This window comes from Granulosicoccus antarcticus IMCC3135 (assembly GCF_002215215.1).
GTDB classification, from domain to species: Bacteria; Pseudomonadota; Gammaproteobacteria; order Granulosicoccales; family Granulosicoccaceae; genus Granulosicoccus; species Granulosicoccus antarcticus.
This window is the reverse complement of sequence record NZ_CP018632.1, coordinates 6,422,942-6,439,569: the sequence shown is the minus strand read 5'-3', so window position 1 is coordinate 6,439,569 and position 16,628 is coordinate 6,422,942. Positions and strand designations below refer to the sequence as shown.

The following is a 16,628-nucleotide window of genomic DNA, read 5'->3' as shown; positions in this document are numbered from 1 at the left end:
CGGTTATGTGATTAAGGAATTGTCGAGTCGAGGTTATTGAGGTGTGGCCAGATAGTCATGGACGACCTTTCTTAACCGAGGGTTGGCCAGTTTTTTCGGAAAGCCCCAGATCTCGCGACCACCTGCGATAGGGCTGTCGTCGTTGAGAAACATCGAGTGGACATAACTACCGGTGCGACCTGAAAATTCCACCGGTATGACTTGTCCGGATTCGGTGTAGTCGCCGAACCCGGTACTGTCAGGCATGCGGATAAATTCGTATTTGACAATCGATTCTGTCAGCTGCAACGGTTCGGGGACGACGGCGCGCAGTGCGTCCATATCTGTGCGGTAGGTGATGATGAAAAACTCTCGATTGACGAATCGGTAGGGGCCACGCGGATAGGATGGACTGGTCAATGGCATGGCGAACGCGTTTCTGATTACATCTTCTTCCTTCATGTGAATGACTCCTGTTGCCTATGATTCATGCAGCGCTCAGATCGTAGACCTGAACCCGGTCGTGGCTCGCCTGGCGTCTCTTCCAGGCGGGATTGTTTAGTGTTTTCTGTGCATCGGTATGACCTGCAGCCCAGTGGTTTTCCATAGAGGAGCGTGAGAACTCGTAATCTCGCGAACCTCTTTCGTAGCGACTCTGGCGGTAGATCAAGTGCGCAATGGTGATACGCGGATTGCGATTACTGGATAGCAATGCCTCGGTCTCTGGATCGTTTCGCAGCTCAGTCGGTAGCTTGTCGTACAGTCGTCGCAGGGCATCGCGTTCGAGTTGCAGTCGTTGCATCATGTCGGTGTTGAGGCGAGTTCTACTGGAGAAACGGATCTCTTTCTCACGGGCCTCGACTTGCCAGACCGAGTTGGGCAGTGCGCCTCGGGCGTTGAATAGATCGATCTGGAAGATGCAAAGATCGTCCTGAATGTCGGGTGTGTCCAGCACGTACTGAAGTGGTGTGTTGGATACCAGACCACCATCCCAATAGTGTTCTCCGTTGATTTCAATGGCTGGAAAACCTGGCGGTAGTGCCGCTGAGGCCATGATGTGTTCGGGACCAATGCAACACAGGTTTGAGTCAAACCAGGTCATGTTGCCCGTTGTGACGTTAACGGCACCGACACTCAATCGCACATCACCTTCATTGATCAGCCTGAAGTCGATTAACTCCTGCAACGTGTTCCTCAGAGCCGATGTGTCATAAAAACTGATAGCACCGGGAGTTCCCGGAGGCATTACCGAGGCTGGCGGGAATCGCAGATCAAAGAATCCCGGTACACCGGTGAGCGTTGTTGCAGCGGCGCTGGCCTCATTGACTAAAGCGCTGATCCAGCCGCTGTTGAACATTGATGTGGTCACTTTTCCGGATGTCACTCGTTCCCAGAACTGTCGTAGACGTGCAAGACGCAGATCCGGAGTATTGCCGGCAATGATGGCGGCATTGATCGAGCCAATCGAGATACCAGCAACCCAGTCGACCCCTCCCATGTTTCCGGCGAGACATTCATAGGCGCCTGCCTGATAGGCGCCTAATGCTCCTCCGCCTTGCAATACGAGAACGGATTGCTCATTTTTTATGGTTTGCGGATTGGGCATGATTATTCTCCGAAGGCTTGAAGCACCCGATACAGGTGGTTCAAGTCTTCATGCTGATTGCCGGCTCGTCCAGAGCAGAGACCGCAGCTTAGGGCAGTGGATTGTCACCAGAGTTATATGAGTTTTACTTTCATGTAAACCGGAATAAATGCGTTGCGATCTACTCTTTGAGACTAGTCCGGTAAGGTTGACAGGTTCAGCTTGGCAATAGAGCTGAACTGCGCTGCATGCTTGATACCTTCACGTGTCATTGCAACCGTTACAACCGATTTAGCCCAGCTGACCTCCTTGATGGCACGCGGCACGATCAGTACACGGGTTTCTTTCCACCAGTGACCGGTTTTTACAACGAGGTACCTGATGCTCCAGGACTCATTGTCGATAAGTAAGTCATCAGCGTGCCCGATATCACCGTCCGTGGCGTAAATGTAATATCCGAGTACCTCCTCAGTACTTCTCAAATGGGGATCATTGTGGTGAGCCTTTGTCTTGCTTCCGTCGGGAACTTCATCGGATGATGACTGACGGCCTTCAGCGCAAGTGGGATCGTAAAGGGCATGTTCAGAATTCAGCTCGTAGGGGTGATCGCCGTAGCCCCAGATACCCAGAGCCTTCCAGTAGGTTGGGTAGCCGTAGTATTTGTGGTATTCGATTTCGTGTTGTCTTGATACCGTTTTCTCGGTGTCAATGTCCGGGCTGTGCTTGAGCTGTTCTCGAGTGAGGGTCAAATGAATCGTCCGGGTCTCTATATCGACAACTCGAATGGATATCGGTGACACCAGAAGACTCTGGCGATTGAACCAGGTTCCATCGGTTTTGACGACCAGATAACGCGTTACCCAGCTTGCGTCGTCAAAGTAGCAATTCGTCAGATGTCCGATAGGGCCGTCGGAGGCGGCAATGGTAAAGTCATTCAAGTTTTTCAGGCTGATAAGCATAATGAATTCTCCCTGGTGATTAACATCGTTGGGCAACGATGAACCTCTAACCTGACACTACCTGGACATGAAATATACAAATATGACTGCTCAGTAGCGAACATTGCATCGGCGTATATTTCGTGAATACCTGCTGTTAATCGAGGTTGGCATCGTGTTATCACCCCGCCGAAGCTAGCACTCCGAAAGGGCGGTATTTTCCAAGTCAATCATCCTACAAACACGGAAATCAGGAAAATGAACAAAACTATTCGTAATACGTTGTTGGTTGTATCCATGGTTCTTGCAGGTTCAGGTGTGGCCATGGCTGATCAGGCACAAAATGAAATGCTGATGAAATCGTTTCAAGCAGCGGGGCTTGATACGGGTTCGATGGAAGTGAATGTCGAGGATGGTGTTGCCACCCTTTCAGGTAATGTTGAGGATGGCGCTATCAGAGAGCAGATTGTACAAATTGTACAAAAGACTGATGGCATCACAGACGTAAGAGATCTGATTACTACTGAATAGGGTCAACAGCCTTCTACCACTGCGTGTTTTTCCGCCAGTATTGAGTCATTTTTACTCCCTTTGCAAGTTGTGCAAAGGGAGTTTCTTTAATCAATGGCTGTTTGAGAGTGCCGGAAATATCACTGACACACGCAGACCCGGCTGATTGTCTTCCAGTCGCAACTGCGCCTGATGGCGATTCGCGATAGCGTCGACGAGTGCCAGGCCCAAGCCACTGCCAGGCGAGCTGCGACTGGCGTCGAGTCTATAGAATGGTTCCAGAACCTGTGCCGTTTTCTCCAACGGTATGCCGGGGCCATCATCGACAACCACGATGCCTGGATTCTTTGTTGAGCTCATGGTTGCAGCAAGAGTGATGTGGGCGCCTTTTGGGCAATGGCAGATCGCGTTCTCCACCAGATTCACCATCATTTGCCGCAGCATGCGTTTGTCACCCTGAATGTTGGCAGAGCCTGAACTATCCAGCGAGCAGGACAAGCTCTGAGCGTTTGACTCTGCAACGGGCTCAAACAGATCGACAATATCCTGTAGAAAGGGGCCAATTGGAAACACCGTGAAATTCTGATTATTGTGGCTAGCCGCAATCTTCGAGATTCGCAGCACCGTATCGAAAATCTCACTAACGTTTTCAAGTTCGCCTACAGCCTCTTCCAGCTGTTGTTGCCGAGGCTCGTCAAGTGCCGGGTTCTGCAATGAGTCTTGCAGCTGCAGAAATGCTCTGTTCAAAGGTGTACGCACATCATGAGCGATAGCTTGAATGGTGTTGCGAGTACTTTTCATCAGGCCTTCAAGCTGCTCCAGATGCAGATTGATCTGTCTGGAAGCGCGATCGATCTGATCATTGCCCGAGCCAATTTCCAGACGAGCGTCCATGTCGCCGCGTGCAACCGCATCAAGGGTGTTTGTCATACGTCCCAGCTTGCTGTTGACGCGATGGCTCAGGGTGTAACCCAGAACGATGGTCGATATCAGTACAGCGATACCTGCAATCAGCATATAGCGCTGGAATCTGTTCAGAACTGATGTGATGAATTGGGTGTTTCTGCCAATAACCAATGTGGAGTTCTTCAGCGTCATGACATGGCTGTAGTACTCTCCATTCTTGGCCGGCATCAGTGCGCTGAGTGTCACCGATTGCCAACCGATAAAATCCGGCGCTATCTGGCTGTTGCCTGCCAGGTGGTTACCATCAGAATCGAACAGGCCAAGCAGACGATAGTAGCCGGCAGCAGGTGATTCCAGGCTTCCGATGGCTGTGATCAGGGCTTGCTTGCCGCCTTCCTGTTCAATCTGCTCGAACAGCATGACTTCTTCGACCATCTGCTCCGCCAACTCGTCATACATGGCAGTCTCGACCATGCGGTACACCGCAAAGCCGGTCAGGAACAAGGTCATGAGAAAGGCTAGCAGAGACCACAGAGCGGTCTTGAAAGCCGCTCCGGATAGAACGTTACGAAGGGGCATACAGAGAGTAGCCAGAATTACGTGTGTTATGCAGTAGTTGTATATCGAAGGGTTTGTCTATCTTGGCGCGCAGGCGGCTGATATGAGTTTCGACCACCGTGGTGCGAGGGTCGAAATTAAAATCCCACACCTGTTCGAGCAACATGGTTTTGGTAACGATCTTGCCATTATTGCGCATCAGAATTTCGAGCATCGCGAACTCTTTCGCATGCAATTCGATCTTCACATTTCCGCGCATTGCCGTTCGGGTCAGCAGATCCAGTGTCAGATCGTGGACCTTCAGGCTGGTAGTCACTTCGGTGGCTTTCGGGCGTCGTGACACGACCGTGATTCTGGCTAGCAACTCGGAGAATGCGAAGGGCTTGACCAGATAATCATCACCACCGGCAACCAATCCTTCCACCCGATCATCCACATCGGCTAGAGCTGTAAGAAAAATGACAGGGACCTGACTCTTGGCTGCCCTTAGTGCCTTGAGCACATCCAGGCCGTCCATGCCGGGCATCATGCGATCGAGCAACACCAAGTCATAGTTGTTGTAGAGACAATGGCTCAATGCATCACGACCATCGGACACGCAATCCACGGTGTAGCCAATTTCAATCAACCCTTTACGGAGAAAGTCGGCGGTGCGTTGATCGTCTTCAGCGACGAGAATCTTCATGAGTGTTCTCGATATAGGAACAATAGCGGACATTGCCTGGGCCGCGGCAAATGACATCACCCGCCTTGGGTGTTGTCGGCATAGGCTGTAGCAGGGCGATTCTACATCGCGCCTGTATATTCTGTCGAATGCTTCTGGTTTACACAGATGTAAGAACTGTGAGAATCTGAGTTCAGTCATACGCGCGATAATGATCGCCATGAAAACACTAAATGCTATACCGATGTTGAGCGATCCGGAGACAAAAAGACATTTGCGCAATGTCGGTCTGGTGTTGTCTGGTCTGGGTGTCATCGCCATTTTGATTCCGCAGCTCATTACTTTCGCCGTTGAAATATTGCTGGCGTGGCTTCTGATTGTCGCAGGGGCTTCGGGATTGTTATTCAGTTGGCGAGCCCGGGGATTTCTGGGTTGGTGGTACACAGGCGTCACCTTTCTGTTGACTCTGATTCTCGGCCTGGTGTTCCTGGTCTACCCCTTTTCCGGGGTTGCCACCATGACGCTATTTCTTATTGCATTGTTCGCGCTGGAAGGACTGGCCTCTCTGTGGTTAAGTGCTCAGTTACGCCGAACAGGTGTCAGGAGCTGGACGTGGATGGTGTTCAGTGGCATCAGTTCCCTGGCCTTGGCTGTTTTTATCATGCTGGGTTGGCCTGGATCTGCTGCCTGGGCCATTGGTTTGCTGATTGGGGTCAACCTGCTGACCACCGGCGTATCGCTGGTATCCATCGCGTTGAGTTCACAGGTAGCACAGATGCCATTAGATTCTTGAGGAGGCACCAGAACGCTACCCCATTTTTGCATTACGTGAGTTGACCCCGGTCTGAGTGTTTATGGCAGACTGGAGCCTATGGTCAAGAAACGTACTGTGGCAACTGCCACTAACAGCAAGTCTCGACAATTGTCCAGGCAACTGCCCCGGCAACCGCTGGAGCAGGATCCGCATGCTGTTCGTGTGCAGGGTGAACGGCAACTGGAGGTGGCTATCGGGCATGAAATACGTACGGCTCGCAAACATGCAGGCATCACGGTTGCCGATCTGGCTGAAGTGAGCGGTATTTCAATTGGTATGTTGTCCAAGATCGAGAACGGGCTGACGTCGGCTTCGCTGACGACACTGAACTCGGTGTCGCAGGCTCTTGGAATACCCATCTCCCAGCTGTTGCGTCGATTTGAAGAGGATCGTCAGTCGGTACAGGTCAAAAGCGGCGATGGTCTGACTGCCGAGCGTCGCGGTAGTCGTGCAGGGCATCAATACCAGCTGTTAGGTGCTTTGGGGCCGAACCAGAGCGGTGTGGTCACAGAACCTTATATGATCACCCTGACGACAGAGTCAGATGTTTTTCCAACCTTTCAGCATGAAGGCCTGGAGTTTCTCTATTTTCTCGAGGGGCGTCTGGAATACCGTCACGGGAATAAAATCTATCTTATGGAGCCGGGTGACTCATTGTATTTTGATGCAGATGCTCCACACGGGCCACACAAATTGCTGGAATTGCCCGCCCGCTATCTATCGATCATTACCTACCCGAAATCAGGCTCGCAGCAGAGTGCTTCGATGGATACCGATTGACAGTGTGTTCAACCCTTTCGCTGCTTGCCGCGAAAGGGTTGAGTCAACCTTGTCAGCAATCCAGCGTGGTTTCGCGTTCCCAATCCGAGATTGATTGAGAATATCGATCCCATTCGGCATTTTTCAGATTGATATAAGCCTGGCTGAGCTCATTGCCCAAGGCCTGCTTGAGCACAGTGTTGTCATCAAAGGTCCGAATGGCGTCGAGCAGGTTCAGTGGCAACTTCTTCACTTCACCGGCCAGGTGGGATTCGGAATACATGTTGATATCAAGTCGTTTGCCAGGTTGTGTTTTTTTCTTGATGCCATCCAGGCCTGCGGCCAGAATGCTTGCCATCAGCAGGTAGGGATTGGCGCTGTTATCCGGTAGTCTGTGTTCTATCCGGCCTTCGTCCGGAATACGGATCATGTGAGTGCGATTATTGCCACCATAGGTTATCGAGCTGGGTGACCAGGTCGCACCTGAGAGGGTCGGTGCTGCGTTGATACGTTTATAGGAATTGACCGTAGCATTGGTGATGGCTGCCATTGATTGAGAGTGCTGCAGCAGGCCGCCTATAAAGTGGTAGCCTGATTCAGAGAGTCCCAATTCACCTGCCGGATCGCTGAACAGATTGGTTTCTCCATCCGGTGACCACATGGAAATATGTACATGGCAACCGTTACCGGTCAGGTGTGAGAATGGTTTTGGCATGAAAGTGGCGCGCAGGCCGTGATTTTCTGCGATGGATTTGACCATGAACTTGAAGAAGGCCAGCTGGTCGGCAGTGGTCAGAGCATCATTGAAATCCCAGTTTATCTCGAACTGCCCGTTGGCATCCTCGTGATCATTCTGATAAGGATTCCAGCCCAGCTGAGTCATGGCCAGGCTGATCTCACTGATGACATCTATGCGGCGCATGATGGCCGACTGGTCATAGCAGGGCTTCATCTGGGTATCTCGCGCATCGGAAATATCCAGTCCATCGGGGGAAATAATATGAAACTCAGGCTCCACACCGGACTTCATCAACATACCGTGCTCAAACGACTCGCCCTGCAGCTTTTTCAATATATTGCGGGGAGACTGTGCAAGTAGTTCTCCGTCCATCCAGCAGTCTCCGGCTACCCAGGCAACGTCGGGCTTCCAGGGGAGCTGGATCAATGAGTTGGTATCGGGTGTTACCAGCATGTCCGGGTGAGCGGGGGTGTAGTCCAGCCAGCTGGCAAAGGGTGCAAAGCCTGCGCCGTTTTTCTGGATGCGGCTGGCGGTTCCGGCAGGGACCAGCTTGGCACGTTGCGTCCCCGTCAGGTCGGTGAAATTGAAGAGGAAGAACTTTATCCCGTGTTTTTCAGCATGGTCGGTCAGGTCCATTGTCATGCAGATAAGTCTCCCGGTAACTGTGCAGCAGTGTGGTTGAAATATTCTTGCCGTGTGAGGGACAAAAAATAGCGTTTAGAAAGGTGTTTGTCCGGGTATCCAGGACGTACCGGCCAGCGGAACTTTCGCCATGGCGGAGGCTTCCACTGTCAGTGCGCACAGGTCTTCAGGTTCCAGATTGTGCAGATGGTTCTTGCCACAGGCACGGGCAATGGTTTGTGCCTCCAGAGTCATGACCTGCAGATAGTTGGCCAGGCGACGTCCTGCGGCTTCGGGGTCCAGGCGCGCTGCCAGTTCTGGATCCTGTGTGGTTATGCCAGCCGGGTCGTGTCCCAGATGCCATGCATCGTAGGCGCCTGCGGTGGTGCCAAGCTTGTTGTATTCACTTTCAAAACGAGGATCATTGTCACCCATGGCGATCAGGGCTGCCGTACCGATGGAAACCGCATCGGCTCCCAGGGCCATGGCTTTGGCAACATCTGCACCGTTGCGAATACCACCTGAGACAATCAGCTGTACCTTGCGGTGCATATCCAGCTCTTGTAGTGCCTGAACGGCAGGGCGTATGCAGGCCAGAATCGGTAATCCTACATGTTCGATGAAAACATTCTGAGTTGCCGCTGTTCCGCCCTGCATGCCATCCAATACGATAACGTCAGCACCGGCTTTGACCGCCAGGGCGGTATCGTAGTAGGGCCGTGAGCCACCGATCTTGATATAGATCGGTTTTTCCCAGTTGGTCAGTTCTCGTAATTCGAGTATCTTGATTTCAAGGTCATCCGGCCCCGTCCAGTCCGGGTGGCGGCAGGCCGAGCGCTGGTCGATGCCCTTTGGCAGACTGCGCATCTTTGCAACCCGGTCATTGATTTTCTGTCCCATCAACATACCGCCGCCGCCGGGTTTGGCGCCCTGGCCAACCACCACTTCAATGGCGTCAGCTTTTCGCAGATCGTCCGGATTCATGCCGTAGCGAGAAGGCAGATATTGATAGACCAGCAACTTTGAATGTCCCCGTTCCTCTTGGGTCATGCCACCATCACCGGTCGTTGTGGATGTGCCTGCCGCATTGGCACCACGGCCCAGAGCTTCTTTCGCCTGGCCAGATAGAGAGCCGAAACTCATGCCGGCGATAGTAATCGGGATTTTCAGTTCTAAAGGTTTGCTGGCAAATCGGCCACCCAGAGTCACATCCGTACCGCAACGTTCACGATAGCCTTCGAGTGGGTAGCGTGAGATGGAGGCGCCGAGAAACAGCAGATCGTCAAAGTGCGGTAGTACACGTTTGGCGCCACCACCACGGATGTCATAGATGCCGGTACTGGCAGCACGGCGTATTTCCGACGTTGTATAGGCGTCAAAAGTGGCCGATTGCCGAGGGGTAACGCGTGGAATGTTCTCGTCCATTATTCTGTGCCCGTAGATCCGATTAGCGCGCCGGCTAGTATGTGAGGTAGAAGAGTGTGCCGCTGATGACAGTCGTCTCAGTAGTCACCGGCATGATCAATGTTGAAGTTGTACAGTTTTCGCGCGGAACCATAACGGCGGAAACTCTTTACATCCTTGTCCATGCCTGCGCGTGATAACAGCTCTGCCAATGTCTTCTCATGTTCGGGCGTCATCTGCTTTTCGATGCAGTCGGCTCCCAGACTTTCGACATCTCCTGCCACATACAGAATCGCCTCGTAGATGGAGTCTCCCAATGCTTCTCCGGCATCACCGCAGATAACCATATGGCCAAGTTGTGCCATGAAACCTGACATATGACCAACAGATCCGCCGATCACGATGTCGATACCCTTCATGGAGATGCCGCAGCGCGAGGAGGCATCGCCTTCGATGACAAGCAAGCCACCGTGACCGGTTGCTCCGGCAGATTGGCTGGCATTGCCGGTGACCCTGACCATGCCACTCATCATGTTTTCGGCCACGCCAACACCGGCATGTCCCTTGATGGTGACATCGGCCTGCTGGTTCATGCCTGCACAGTAGAATCCGGCATTGCCATCAATAGTGACTGACAGTTTCGAATTGAGCCCGCAGGCAATGGCATGCAATCCCATGGGGTTGCTGACCGACCATTGCTGGCCATCGGTTTCCGGGATCGCGCTTTGCAGGGTACTGTTTATCTGCCGTAGTCCCAGTTCCTGTAAATCCAGTTGTTTCATCAGGCAACTCCCGCCGTCATGTGGTTTTCATCATTGACGCTCAGACCTTCGAGAGTCTCTGCACCCCAGGCGTAGACGGTCGCTGGGCGAGGCTCCCAGGTGCGGGCATTTTCAGCTCCGGGCAAAGTGGCAATAGCTCGGTACTCTGTTGCCATGGCGACCCAGTCATCGGTCTCGGCAAGAATGGCGTGCTTGCAGGCAATGGGGTCTCGCAATACAGCAAAACCGTTACCGGTGCCGATGCAAAAGGTATAGAAGCCATCAAGGTCATCCAGTGCCTGTTCCAGCGCATCCTTGAGTGAGATACCTTGTTGTAATTTGGCAGTGAGATAAGCTGCTGCAACCTCGGAGTCATTCTCGGTACTGAAGCTGACGCCACGGCGCTTGAGCTCTTCACGCAGTCGATTGTGATTGGACAGGGAGCCGTTGTGTACCAGACACAGGTCTGCCCCTGTCGCAAACGGATGTGAGCCTGCCGTGGTCACCGCGCTTTCAGTGGCCATGCGGGTATGCCCGATCATATGACGACCTTGAGCACTGGCAAGATCGAATCGATCATAGACCTGTTCTGGCAGGCCTGTTTCCTTGAAGATCTCGACACTACTGCCACGTCCTACCACCCGAACGTCAGGTGCGTGTTCGGCCAGCCAGGACTGCACTGATCTTTCGTCGCCATCGGTAACCAGAATGGCATGAGTGTCTCGCTGCACGATGGTATTGGCGCATGCGAGAGCTTCGGCCAGAGCTGTTGATAGAGAATTCCAGTCATGGTCCGAGCGCTCATGGGCCAGTGAAAACTTCACCTGACCTTCGGCAACGGGGTTTCTGTAGATGGCGACACCTGCCGAATCCGGACCACGACTGGTCATGGAAATGAGCATGGGCTTGAACAAGGCTCCCAGTTGAGGGTAGAGAGCCTCGTTCTTCAGATATAAACCGACGATTCCGCACATGATTCGAAAGCCCGAGTTAGACAGTTGAATCACGGTACCATTGATCGACTAGTGTTTCAAGTAGGGAAACAAGTATTCATGTGGATGAACAAATGATTCGAAGTTAATTCATCCCTTTGCGCTCATCATGGTGACGATGGCAACGCTGGTATTGAAACTTTTTTTCGATGCCGCACTCCGCTATGGCTACTCGAAGCTCAGGACACATTCTGCAATGAGAGCTGCACCGCATGCAAAAAGCTCTGTGCCGATGAACGAGGCGAGTACAGTCGGAAGCGGGTCAGCTCGGGACGGTGGATGATGACCGACAGGTGTTCCATTGCAGTACGGGCAACTTTTTTATCATCAAAGACATCGCTGGCAAGATCCAAAAGGCAAATGCGCTCTAGAGCTGCCTGAGCATTGGGGCCACTAATTTCAAGAATTGCCCAGCTATCGGATTGATCGGTCAGGTAGGCGGTATCTGCCAGTACTGATTTGAATGACTTGACCGGATCAATTGCCTGCTTGTTCGTCGTCATGAACCATTGGTCGCTCTGCAGCCCCATGAGGGTTGTCGTCTCATCCGTGCTATTCAGCTTGCCCGGATCTGGTAGAGCGATGCCGAATGCTTCCTGCATTCTGTTATTCAGAGCCGAGCGCGTGTCCACAGGTGGCTCTGCCTGCATGCTGCGTGGCAAGGCGATAGACAGAATATCCAGATTTTCGATGGCGACCAGGCGGGTGTCGCCAATACGGGTGTCGAATCCACTCAGTGCAGAAACGGCTTTGAGAGTAATTTCAGCCACGCAGGCGTTCTCCATCAGGGTCGACGAAATGGGGGGATACGATACGTACGGTGTAGCTGTCATCTCGTACCGGGTCGTGTGCAATGACGCTCTCACCCAGCCGCTCGGCGCCGCGACTGATGAAGCCCAGGCCGATATAACTGCCCAGAGTGGGTGAATATGCCACTGAGCTCATCCAGCCCTGATCGTTGTCCAGAGTGGCTTCCGCTCCTTGCTGTAGAAAATGGGCACCGGCGTTCAATTTCCGGGTGGTGTCTTCGGGCATGAAACCGACCAGTTGAATCGAGTCGTCCGTGTTCATCGCCGCACGTTTTGACAAGACGGCGCCGATGCAATCCTTTTTGCTTGACACCATTCGGCCCAGCCCCAGATTGGCGGCGGTCGTTTGTCCATTGAGTTCATTGCCAGCGGCATGACCTTTCTCGATACGCATGACGCCGAGGGCCTCAGTGCCATAAACAACCGCATCAAAGGGTTTGCCGTGCTCCACCAGAGCCTGCATCAGAGCATGGCCATAGCGGGCTGGTACCGCCAATTCATAGGCCATTTCACCGGAGAACGAGATACGGAACAGGCGAGCGGGTGTGCCGTTGAATACCGTCAGTTCGGCGCAAGCCATGAAGGGGAAGGCTTCGTTTGAGATGTCAAAAGGGGCATCGACGACTGTTTTGAGCAGGGCGCGAGCATTGGGGCCAGCGATGGCGTATTGCGCCCATTGCTCGGTGGCTGATATCAGGTGTACATCCATTTCAGGCCACAGGCATTGACGGCAGAACTCCAGATGACGGAAGACACTGACCGCATTGGCCGTGGTAGTTGTCATCATGAAATGTGTATCAGCCAGCCTGGCGGTGGTGCCATCATCCATGGCGAATCCGTCTTCTCGCAACATCAGGCCATAGCGCACCTTGCCGACCGCGAGCGTTGAAAAGGTATTGGCATAGACACGATCGAGGAATGCGGCAGCATCTCTGCCCTGAATGTCTATCTTGCCCAGGGTGGTGACATCGCAAATGCCAACCGAGCCACGGGTTTGCAACACTTCCCGGTCTACACTTTGTCGCCAGTGCGTCTCGCCTGGTTTTGTATACCATTGAGCACGCATCCACATGCCCGTTTCAACAAAGTCTGCGCCATTGTCCTGACCCCATTGATGACTGGGTGTGAGCCTGGTCGGGCGAAAGTGTTTGCCACGGGATCTTCCGGCCAGCGCGCCAATGGGAACCGGTGTGTAGGGTGGTCGGAAAATCGTCGTGCCTGTCTGTTCTATGCTCTGGCCACTGAGTTGAGCCATGACCGCCAATCCCAGTACATTGGAGGTCTTGCCCTGGTCGGTGGCCATGCCAAGCGTTGTATAGCGCTTGAGATGTTCAACTGAACGGAAGCCTTCTTTGAATGAGAGTGCGATGTCCTTGGTCGTGACATCATTTTGCAGGTCGATCCACGCACGACCTTTAGTGTCGGGGACTTGCCAGAAGGCACTGATGCGGGTTGATTCCTGATCGGCAACCGGTGCTTGACTGGCAGTGGGTTTGACACCCGAATGGGCTAAAGCATCGAGAGCGGCCTGGTGGCCTTCGTTCAATGCGTCCGCCAGCCCGAGCGATCCGCTGGCCCCCCCCGCCACACGCATGCCCCGGGGTAGCTCTGTGCCGGGTACGAAAGCGGCGATATCTTCTCGCCATTGCGGTCGCCCACGCAGATGGCAAGTCAGATGGACATTGGGGCTCCAGCCACCGGAGACAGCCAGGCAATCACAGTCTATGCTCTGGCCATCGCGCAGTGTTATCGACTGGATACCCAGGCGTCCGCGCGTTGCGACAATCTGGCCGCCGGTGATAATCCGGGCACCGGGAATATCCATGAGGGAAGGGCGGCCCTGGACCGGGCGGCCCAGGACCGGGTTTTCTCGGGTATCGATGAGCGCTGCAATGCTGACGCCGGCCCGGGACAGATCGGCTGCCGTTCTCCAGCCATCATCGTTGTTGGTGAAGATCACCACCTGTTTGCCTGGCGCGACACCGAAGCGATTCACATAGGTGCGTACGGCAGCGGCGAGCATGATGGCGGGGCGATCATTGTCAGGAAAGGCGATGGGGCGTTCCGTTGCACCTGCCGCTAACAGAGTCTGTTTGGCGTAGATACGCCACAGTACCTGTCGGGGTTTGTCGCTGTTCTTGCCAGGCAGGTGGTCGGTGCAACGCTGCAGTGCTCCGTAGGTACCATGATCGAATACGCCGTAGACACTGGTGCGCGACAGACAGCGAACCGTGGGCAGGGACAGGAGCTCGGCGTAGGTGGTGGCCGCCCAGAGTGCAGAGGCTTGGCCATCCACGATCATGTGTTCGGCATTGAGACGGCCTCCTGCCAGAAAATCATCATCGGCAATGATGACCCGAAGTCCGGCACGGCCTGCGCTCAGTGCTGCGGCCAGCCCTGTGGGGCCTGCGCCAATAACCAGCAGATCGGTATGCAGATAGCCCTTGTCGTAGGTGTCAGGATCCTCCTCCATTGACAGCGACCCGAGACCTGCAGCGGCGCGAATGATCGGTTCATAGAGTTTCTCCCAGAAAGCCTTTGGCCACATGAAAGTCTTGTAGTAGAAGCCGGCACTGAGAAAGGATGAGAGTTTATCGTTGATGGCCATGACATCGAAGCTCAACGGTCCTCGATGATTCTGACTATGAGCCTCAAGGCCCTGGTAGAGCTCTGTGACGGTGGCGCGAGTGTTGGGCTCGCGGTGTGCACCGACGCCTAGTTCTACCAGGGCGTTGGGTTCTTCAGGACCGCTTGTGAAGATGCCGCGAGGCCGGTGGTATTTGAAGGAACGTCCAACCAGGCGCTGGCCATTGGCAAGCAGGGCGGAGGCCAGCGTGTCGCCTTCCAGTCCGGTGTAGTGGGTCTTGTTGAACTGGAAAGAGATCGACTTGAGCGGATCAAGCAGCCCATTGCCTATACGGTTGGGTTCAGCTGGAGAGGGGCTCATGTGCGCGCTCCCTGGTTCTGGACATTGCGTGCGAGGGCTACATCTCTTGCCAGCTCGACCTTGCTGATGTCGTGGGTGAGGGTATTTCTGGTGACGATCAGCCAAGAGCGATCGCCCTGTTCGTGGTACCACAGTTCGCGATGCTCGCCGGCTGCATTCTTGCGGATATGCAAATAGTCATGGAACTGTTGCAAGGCATCGCTGGCATCCGCCTCGGGCCTGTTCAGCAGATTGGCATCGCCCAGGTAGACAAACTCGGAGGCATCGCGGAGACCCAGCAGGGGGTGATTGATCAACATGGCGGATAGCGCTCAGTGTAGGTTGGGTTGAGCGCCGGCACCGCGCTCATCGACGACAGCGCCGCTCATGAAACGATCCAGCCGATAGGCGGCTGCGCTCTCATGCGGCTGACCGGTAGCAAGCAGATGTGCATAACACCAGCCGCTGGCAGGGGTTGCCTTGAAGCCGCCGTAGCACCAGCCGCCATTGAAATACAAGCCTGACACTGACGTCTTGTCTATGAAGGGGGAGCCATCCATCGACATGTCCATCAGGCCTCCCCACATGCGCAGCATGCGGGCTCTGCCAATCATGGGCATGATCGCCATGCCACCTTCGCAAACATCTTCCACGACCGGCAGGTTGCCGCGTTGTGCATAGGAATTGTAGCCATCAATATCGCCGCCAAAAACAAGACCGCCCTTGTCCGATTGACTGACGTAGAAGTGTCCAGCGCCGAAGGTAATCACGCCCGGAATGACAGGCTTCAGACCTTCGCTTACGAATGCCTGCAGAACGTGGCTTTCGATAGGCAGTTGCATCCCTGCCTGAGCCATGACTCGCCCGGACGAGCCGGCGACACAAACAGCGACCTTATTGGCAGAGATGCGACCACGGCTGGTATCCACGCCTGAACATTTACCGTTATTGATGGTGAAACCGGTCACCTCACAGTTCTGGATGATGTCGACGCCACGGCTGTCAGCGGCTCGAGCGTAACCCCAGGCCACGGCATCGTGACGAGCGGTGCCGGCACGTGGTTGCCACAAGCCTCCCTTGATGGGAAAGCGGGCATTGTCATAATCGAGAAAGGGGCACATCTCCCGTAGACCAGCCTGATCCAGCAAGACCGAGTCGGCACCGGCCAGGCGCATGGTGTTGCCGCGCCGCGCGTAGGCGTCACGTTGGGCATCACTGTGATACAGGTTGACGATGCCGCGCTGGGACATCATCGCGTTGTAGTTCAGATCCTGTTCCAGGTTTTCCCACAGTTTCATGGACAGCTCGTAGAACGGCTCATTACCTGGTAGCAGGTAGTTGGAACGCACAATCGTGGTGTTGCGACCAATATTGCCCGAACCGATCCAGCCTTTCTCAAGCACGGCCACATTGGTGATGCCATGTTCTTTTGCCAGGTAGTGGGCGGTTGCCAGGCCATGTCCACCGCCACCGACGATAATCACATCGTAGTGGGTCTTGGGGTCTGGTTCTCGCCAGACCGGGCGCCAGCCGCGATTACCGGTCAGGCCTTCTTTGAGAACTTTCAATGCGGAATAGCGCATAACGGTCACAGGCGGTTTAACTGAACAAAGAGAATGCATGATATTCTCGAGCTTGTGTTTGTCTACGATGGACGTAAGGT

General features: G+C 54.1%; 16 protein-coding genes. 3 read left to right on the top strand and 13 right to left on the bottom strand.

Going from position 1 to position 16,628, the window contains the following annotated elements; genetic code table 11:
* Positions 1-33 precede the first annotated feature (33 nt).
* The 3 genes from IMCC3135_RS27805 to IMCC3135_RS27795 all read right to left on the bottom strand — a co-directional run bounded on the left by IMCC3135_RS27805 (position 34) and on the right by IMCC3135_RS27795 (position 2,523).
* Positions 34-441, bottom strand: coding sequence for an acetoacetate decarboxylase (locus IMCC3135_RS27805; protein WP_205737741.1), 408 nt, complete (start codon positions 439-441; stop codon positions 34-36).
* A gap of 25 nt (positions 442-466) precedes the next feature.
* Complete coding sequence (locus tag IMCC3135_RS27800; protein ID WP_088920563.1) at positions 467-1,585, bottom strand: DUF3734 domain-containing protein; 1,119 nt, start codon at positions 1,583-1,585, stop codon at positions 467-469.
* Positions 1,586-1,758: 173 nt separating this feature from the next.
* Positions 1,759-2,523 carry a PRC-barrel domain-containing protein gene (locus IMCC3135_RS27795; RefSeq protein ID WP_088920562.1) on the bottom strand — a complete coding sequence of 255 codons (765 nt, stop codon included), beginning with the start codon at positions 2,521-2,523 and terminating at the stop codon, positions 1,759-1,761.
* Positions 2,524-2,760: 237 nt separating this feature from the next.
* On the opposite strand from IMCC3135_RS27795, the gene IMCC3135_RS27790 reads away from it, so the two are divergent.
* The gene (locus tag IMCC3135_RS27790; protein WP_088920561.1) at positions 2,761-3,033 is read left to right on the top strand and encodes a BON domain-containing protein; all 273 of its coding nucleotides are present in this window, start codon (positions 2,761-2,763) and stop codon (positions 3,031-3,033) included.
* 90 nt (positions 3,034-3,123) lie between these two features.
* Here the strand turns inward: IMCC3135_RS27790 and IMCC3135_RS27785 are convergent, their stop codons facing one another.
* Together IMCC3135_RS27785 and IMCC3135_RS27780 are read right to left on the bottom strand one after the other, a co-directional pair.
* On the bottom strand, positions 3,124-4,497 hold the full coding sequence (locus tag IMCC3135_RS27785) for a sensor histidine kinase (protein WP_088920560.1): 1,374 nt from the start codon (positions 4,495-4,497) through the stop codon (positions 3,124-3,126).
* On the bottom strand, positions 4,484-5,161 hold the full coding sequence (locus IMCC3135_RS27780; protein ID WP_088920559.1) for a response regulator: 678 nt from the start codon (positions 5,159-5,161) through the stop codon (positions 4,484-4,486). The genes IMCC3135_RS27785 and IMCC3135_RS27780 overlap by 14 nt, the downstream gene beginning before the upstream one ends.
* A 199-nt stretch (positions 5,162-5,360) precedes the next feature.
* Between IMCC3135_RS27780 and IMCC3135_RS27775 the strand changes: the two genes are divergently transcribed.
* Both IMCC3135_RS27775 and IMCC3135_RS27770 read left to right on the top strand, forming a co-directional pair.
* The gene (locus tag IMCC3135_RS27775) at positions 5,361-5,933 is read left to right on the top strand and encodes an HdeD family acid-resistance protein (protein WP_169727536.1); all 573 of its coding nucleotides are present in this window, start codon (positions 5,361-5,363) and stop codon (positions 5,931-5,933) included.
* Between the two features lie 78 nt (positions 5,934-6,011).
* Positions 6,012-6,734 (top strand): helix-turn-helix domain-containing protein, encoded by a 723-nt coding sequence (locus tag IMCC3135_RS27770; RefSeq protein ID WP_088920557.1) that lies wholly within the window; start codon positions 6,012-6,014, stop codon positions 6,732-6,734.
* A 52-nt stretch (positions 6,735-6,786) separates the two neighbouring features.
* On the opposite strand, the gene glnT is transcribed toward IMCC3135_RS27770, so the two are convergent.
* The 8 genes from glnT to IMCC3135_RS27730 all read right to left on the bottom strand — a co-directional run bounded on the left by glnT (position 6,787) and on the right by IMCC3135_RS27730 (position 16,587).
* Complete coding sequence (gene glnT / locus IMCC3135_RS27765; protein ID WP_088920556.1) at positions 6,787-8,094, bottom strand: type III glutamate--ammonia ligase; 1,308 nt, start codon at positions 8,092-8,094, stop codon at positions 6,787-6,789.
* A 75-nt stretch (positions 8,095-8,169) separates the two neighbouring features.
* A complete protein-coding gene (locus IMCC3135_RS27760) occupies positions 8,170-9,498 on the bottom strand; it encodes an FMN-binding glutamate synthase family protein (protein WP_088920555.1) in 1,329 nt (442 codons plus the stop codon).
* Positions 9,499-9,575: 77 nt separating this feature from the next.
* Positions 9,576-10,259: a GltB/FmdC/FwdC-like GXGXG domain-containing protein gene (locus IMCC3135_RS27755; protein ID WP_088920554.1), complete on the bottom strand. Its 684-nt coding sequence runs from the start codon at positions 10,257-10,259 to the stop codon at positions 9,576-9,578.
* Entirely contained in the window at positions 10,259-11,212 is a 954-nt protein-coding gene (locus IMCC3135_RS27750; protein WP_088920553.1) for a class II glutamine amidotransferase, read from the bottom strand. The genes IMCC3135_RS27755 and IMCC3135_RS27750 overlap by 1 nt, the downstream gene beginning before the upstream one ends.
* A 197-nt stretch (positions 11,213-11,409) precedes the next feature.
* On the bottom strand, positions 11,410-12,000 hold the full coding sequence (locus IMCC3135_RS27745; RefSeq protein ID WP_157736313.1) for a sarcosine oxidase subunit gamma: 591 nt from the start codon (positions 11,998-12,000) through the stop codon (positions 11,410-11,412).
* A complete protein-coding gene (locus IMCC3135_RS27740) occupies positions 11,993-14,986 on the bottom strand; it encodes a sarcosine oxidase subunit alpha family protein (protein WP_088920551.1) in 2,994 nt (997 codons plus the stop codon). The genes IMCC3135_RS27745 and IMCC3135_RS27740 overlap by 8 nt, the downstream gene beginning before the upstream one ends.
* Complete coding sequence (locus tag IMCC3135_RS27735; RefSeq protein WP_088920550.1) at positions 14,983-15,285, bottom strand: sarcosine oxidase subunit delta; 303 nt, start codon at positions 15,283-15,285, stop codon at positions 14,983-14,985. Before IMCC3135_RS27735 ends, IMCC3135_RS27740 begins: the two co-directional genes overlap by 4 nt.
* Positions 15,286-15,297: 12 nt before the next feature.
* Positions 15,298-16,587: a sarcosine oxidase subunit beta family protein gene (locus tag IMCC3135_RS27730; protein ID WP_418251409.1), complete on the bottom strand. Its 1,290-nt coding sequence runs from the start codon at positions 16,585-16,587 to the stop codon at positions 15,298-15,300.
* Positions 16,588-16,628: the final 41 nt, after the last annotated feature.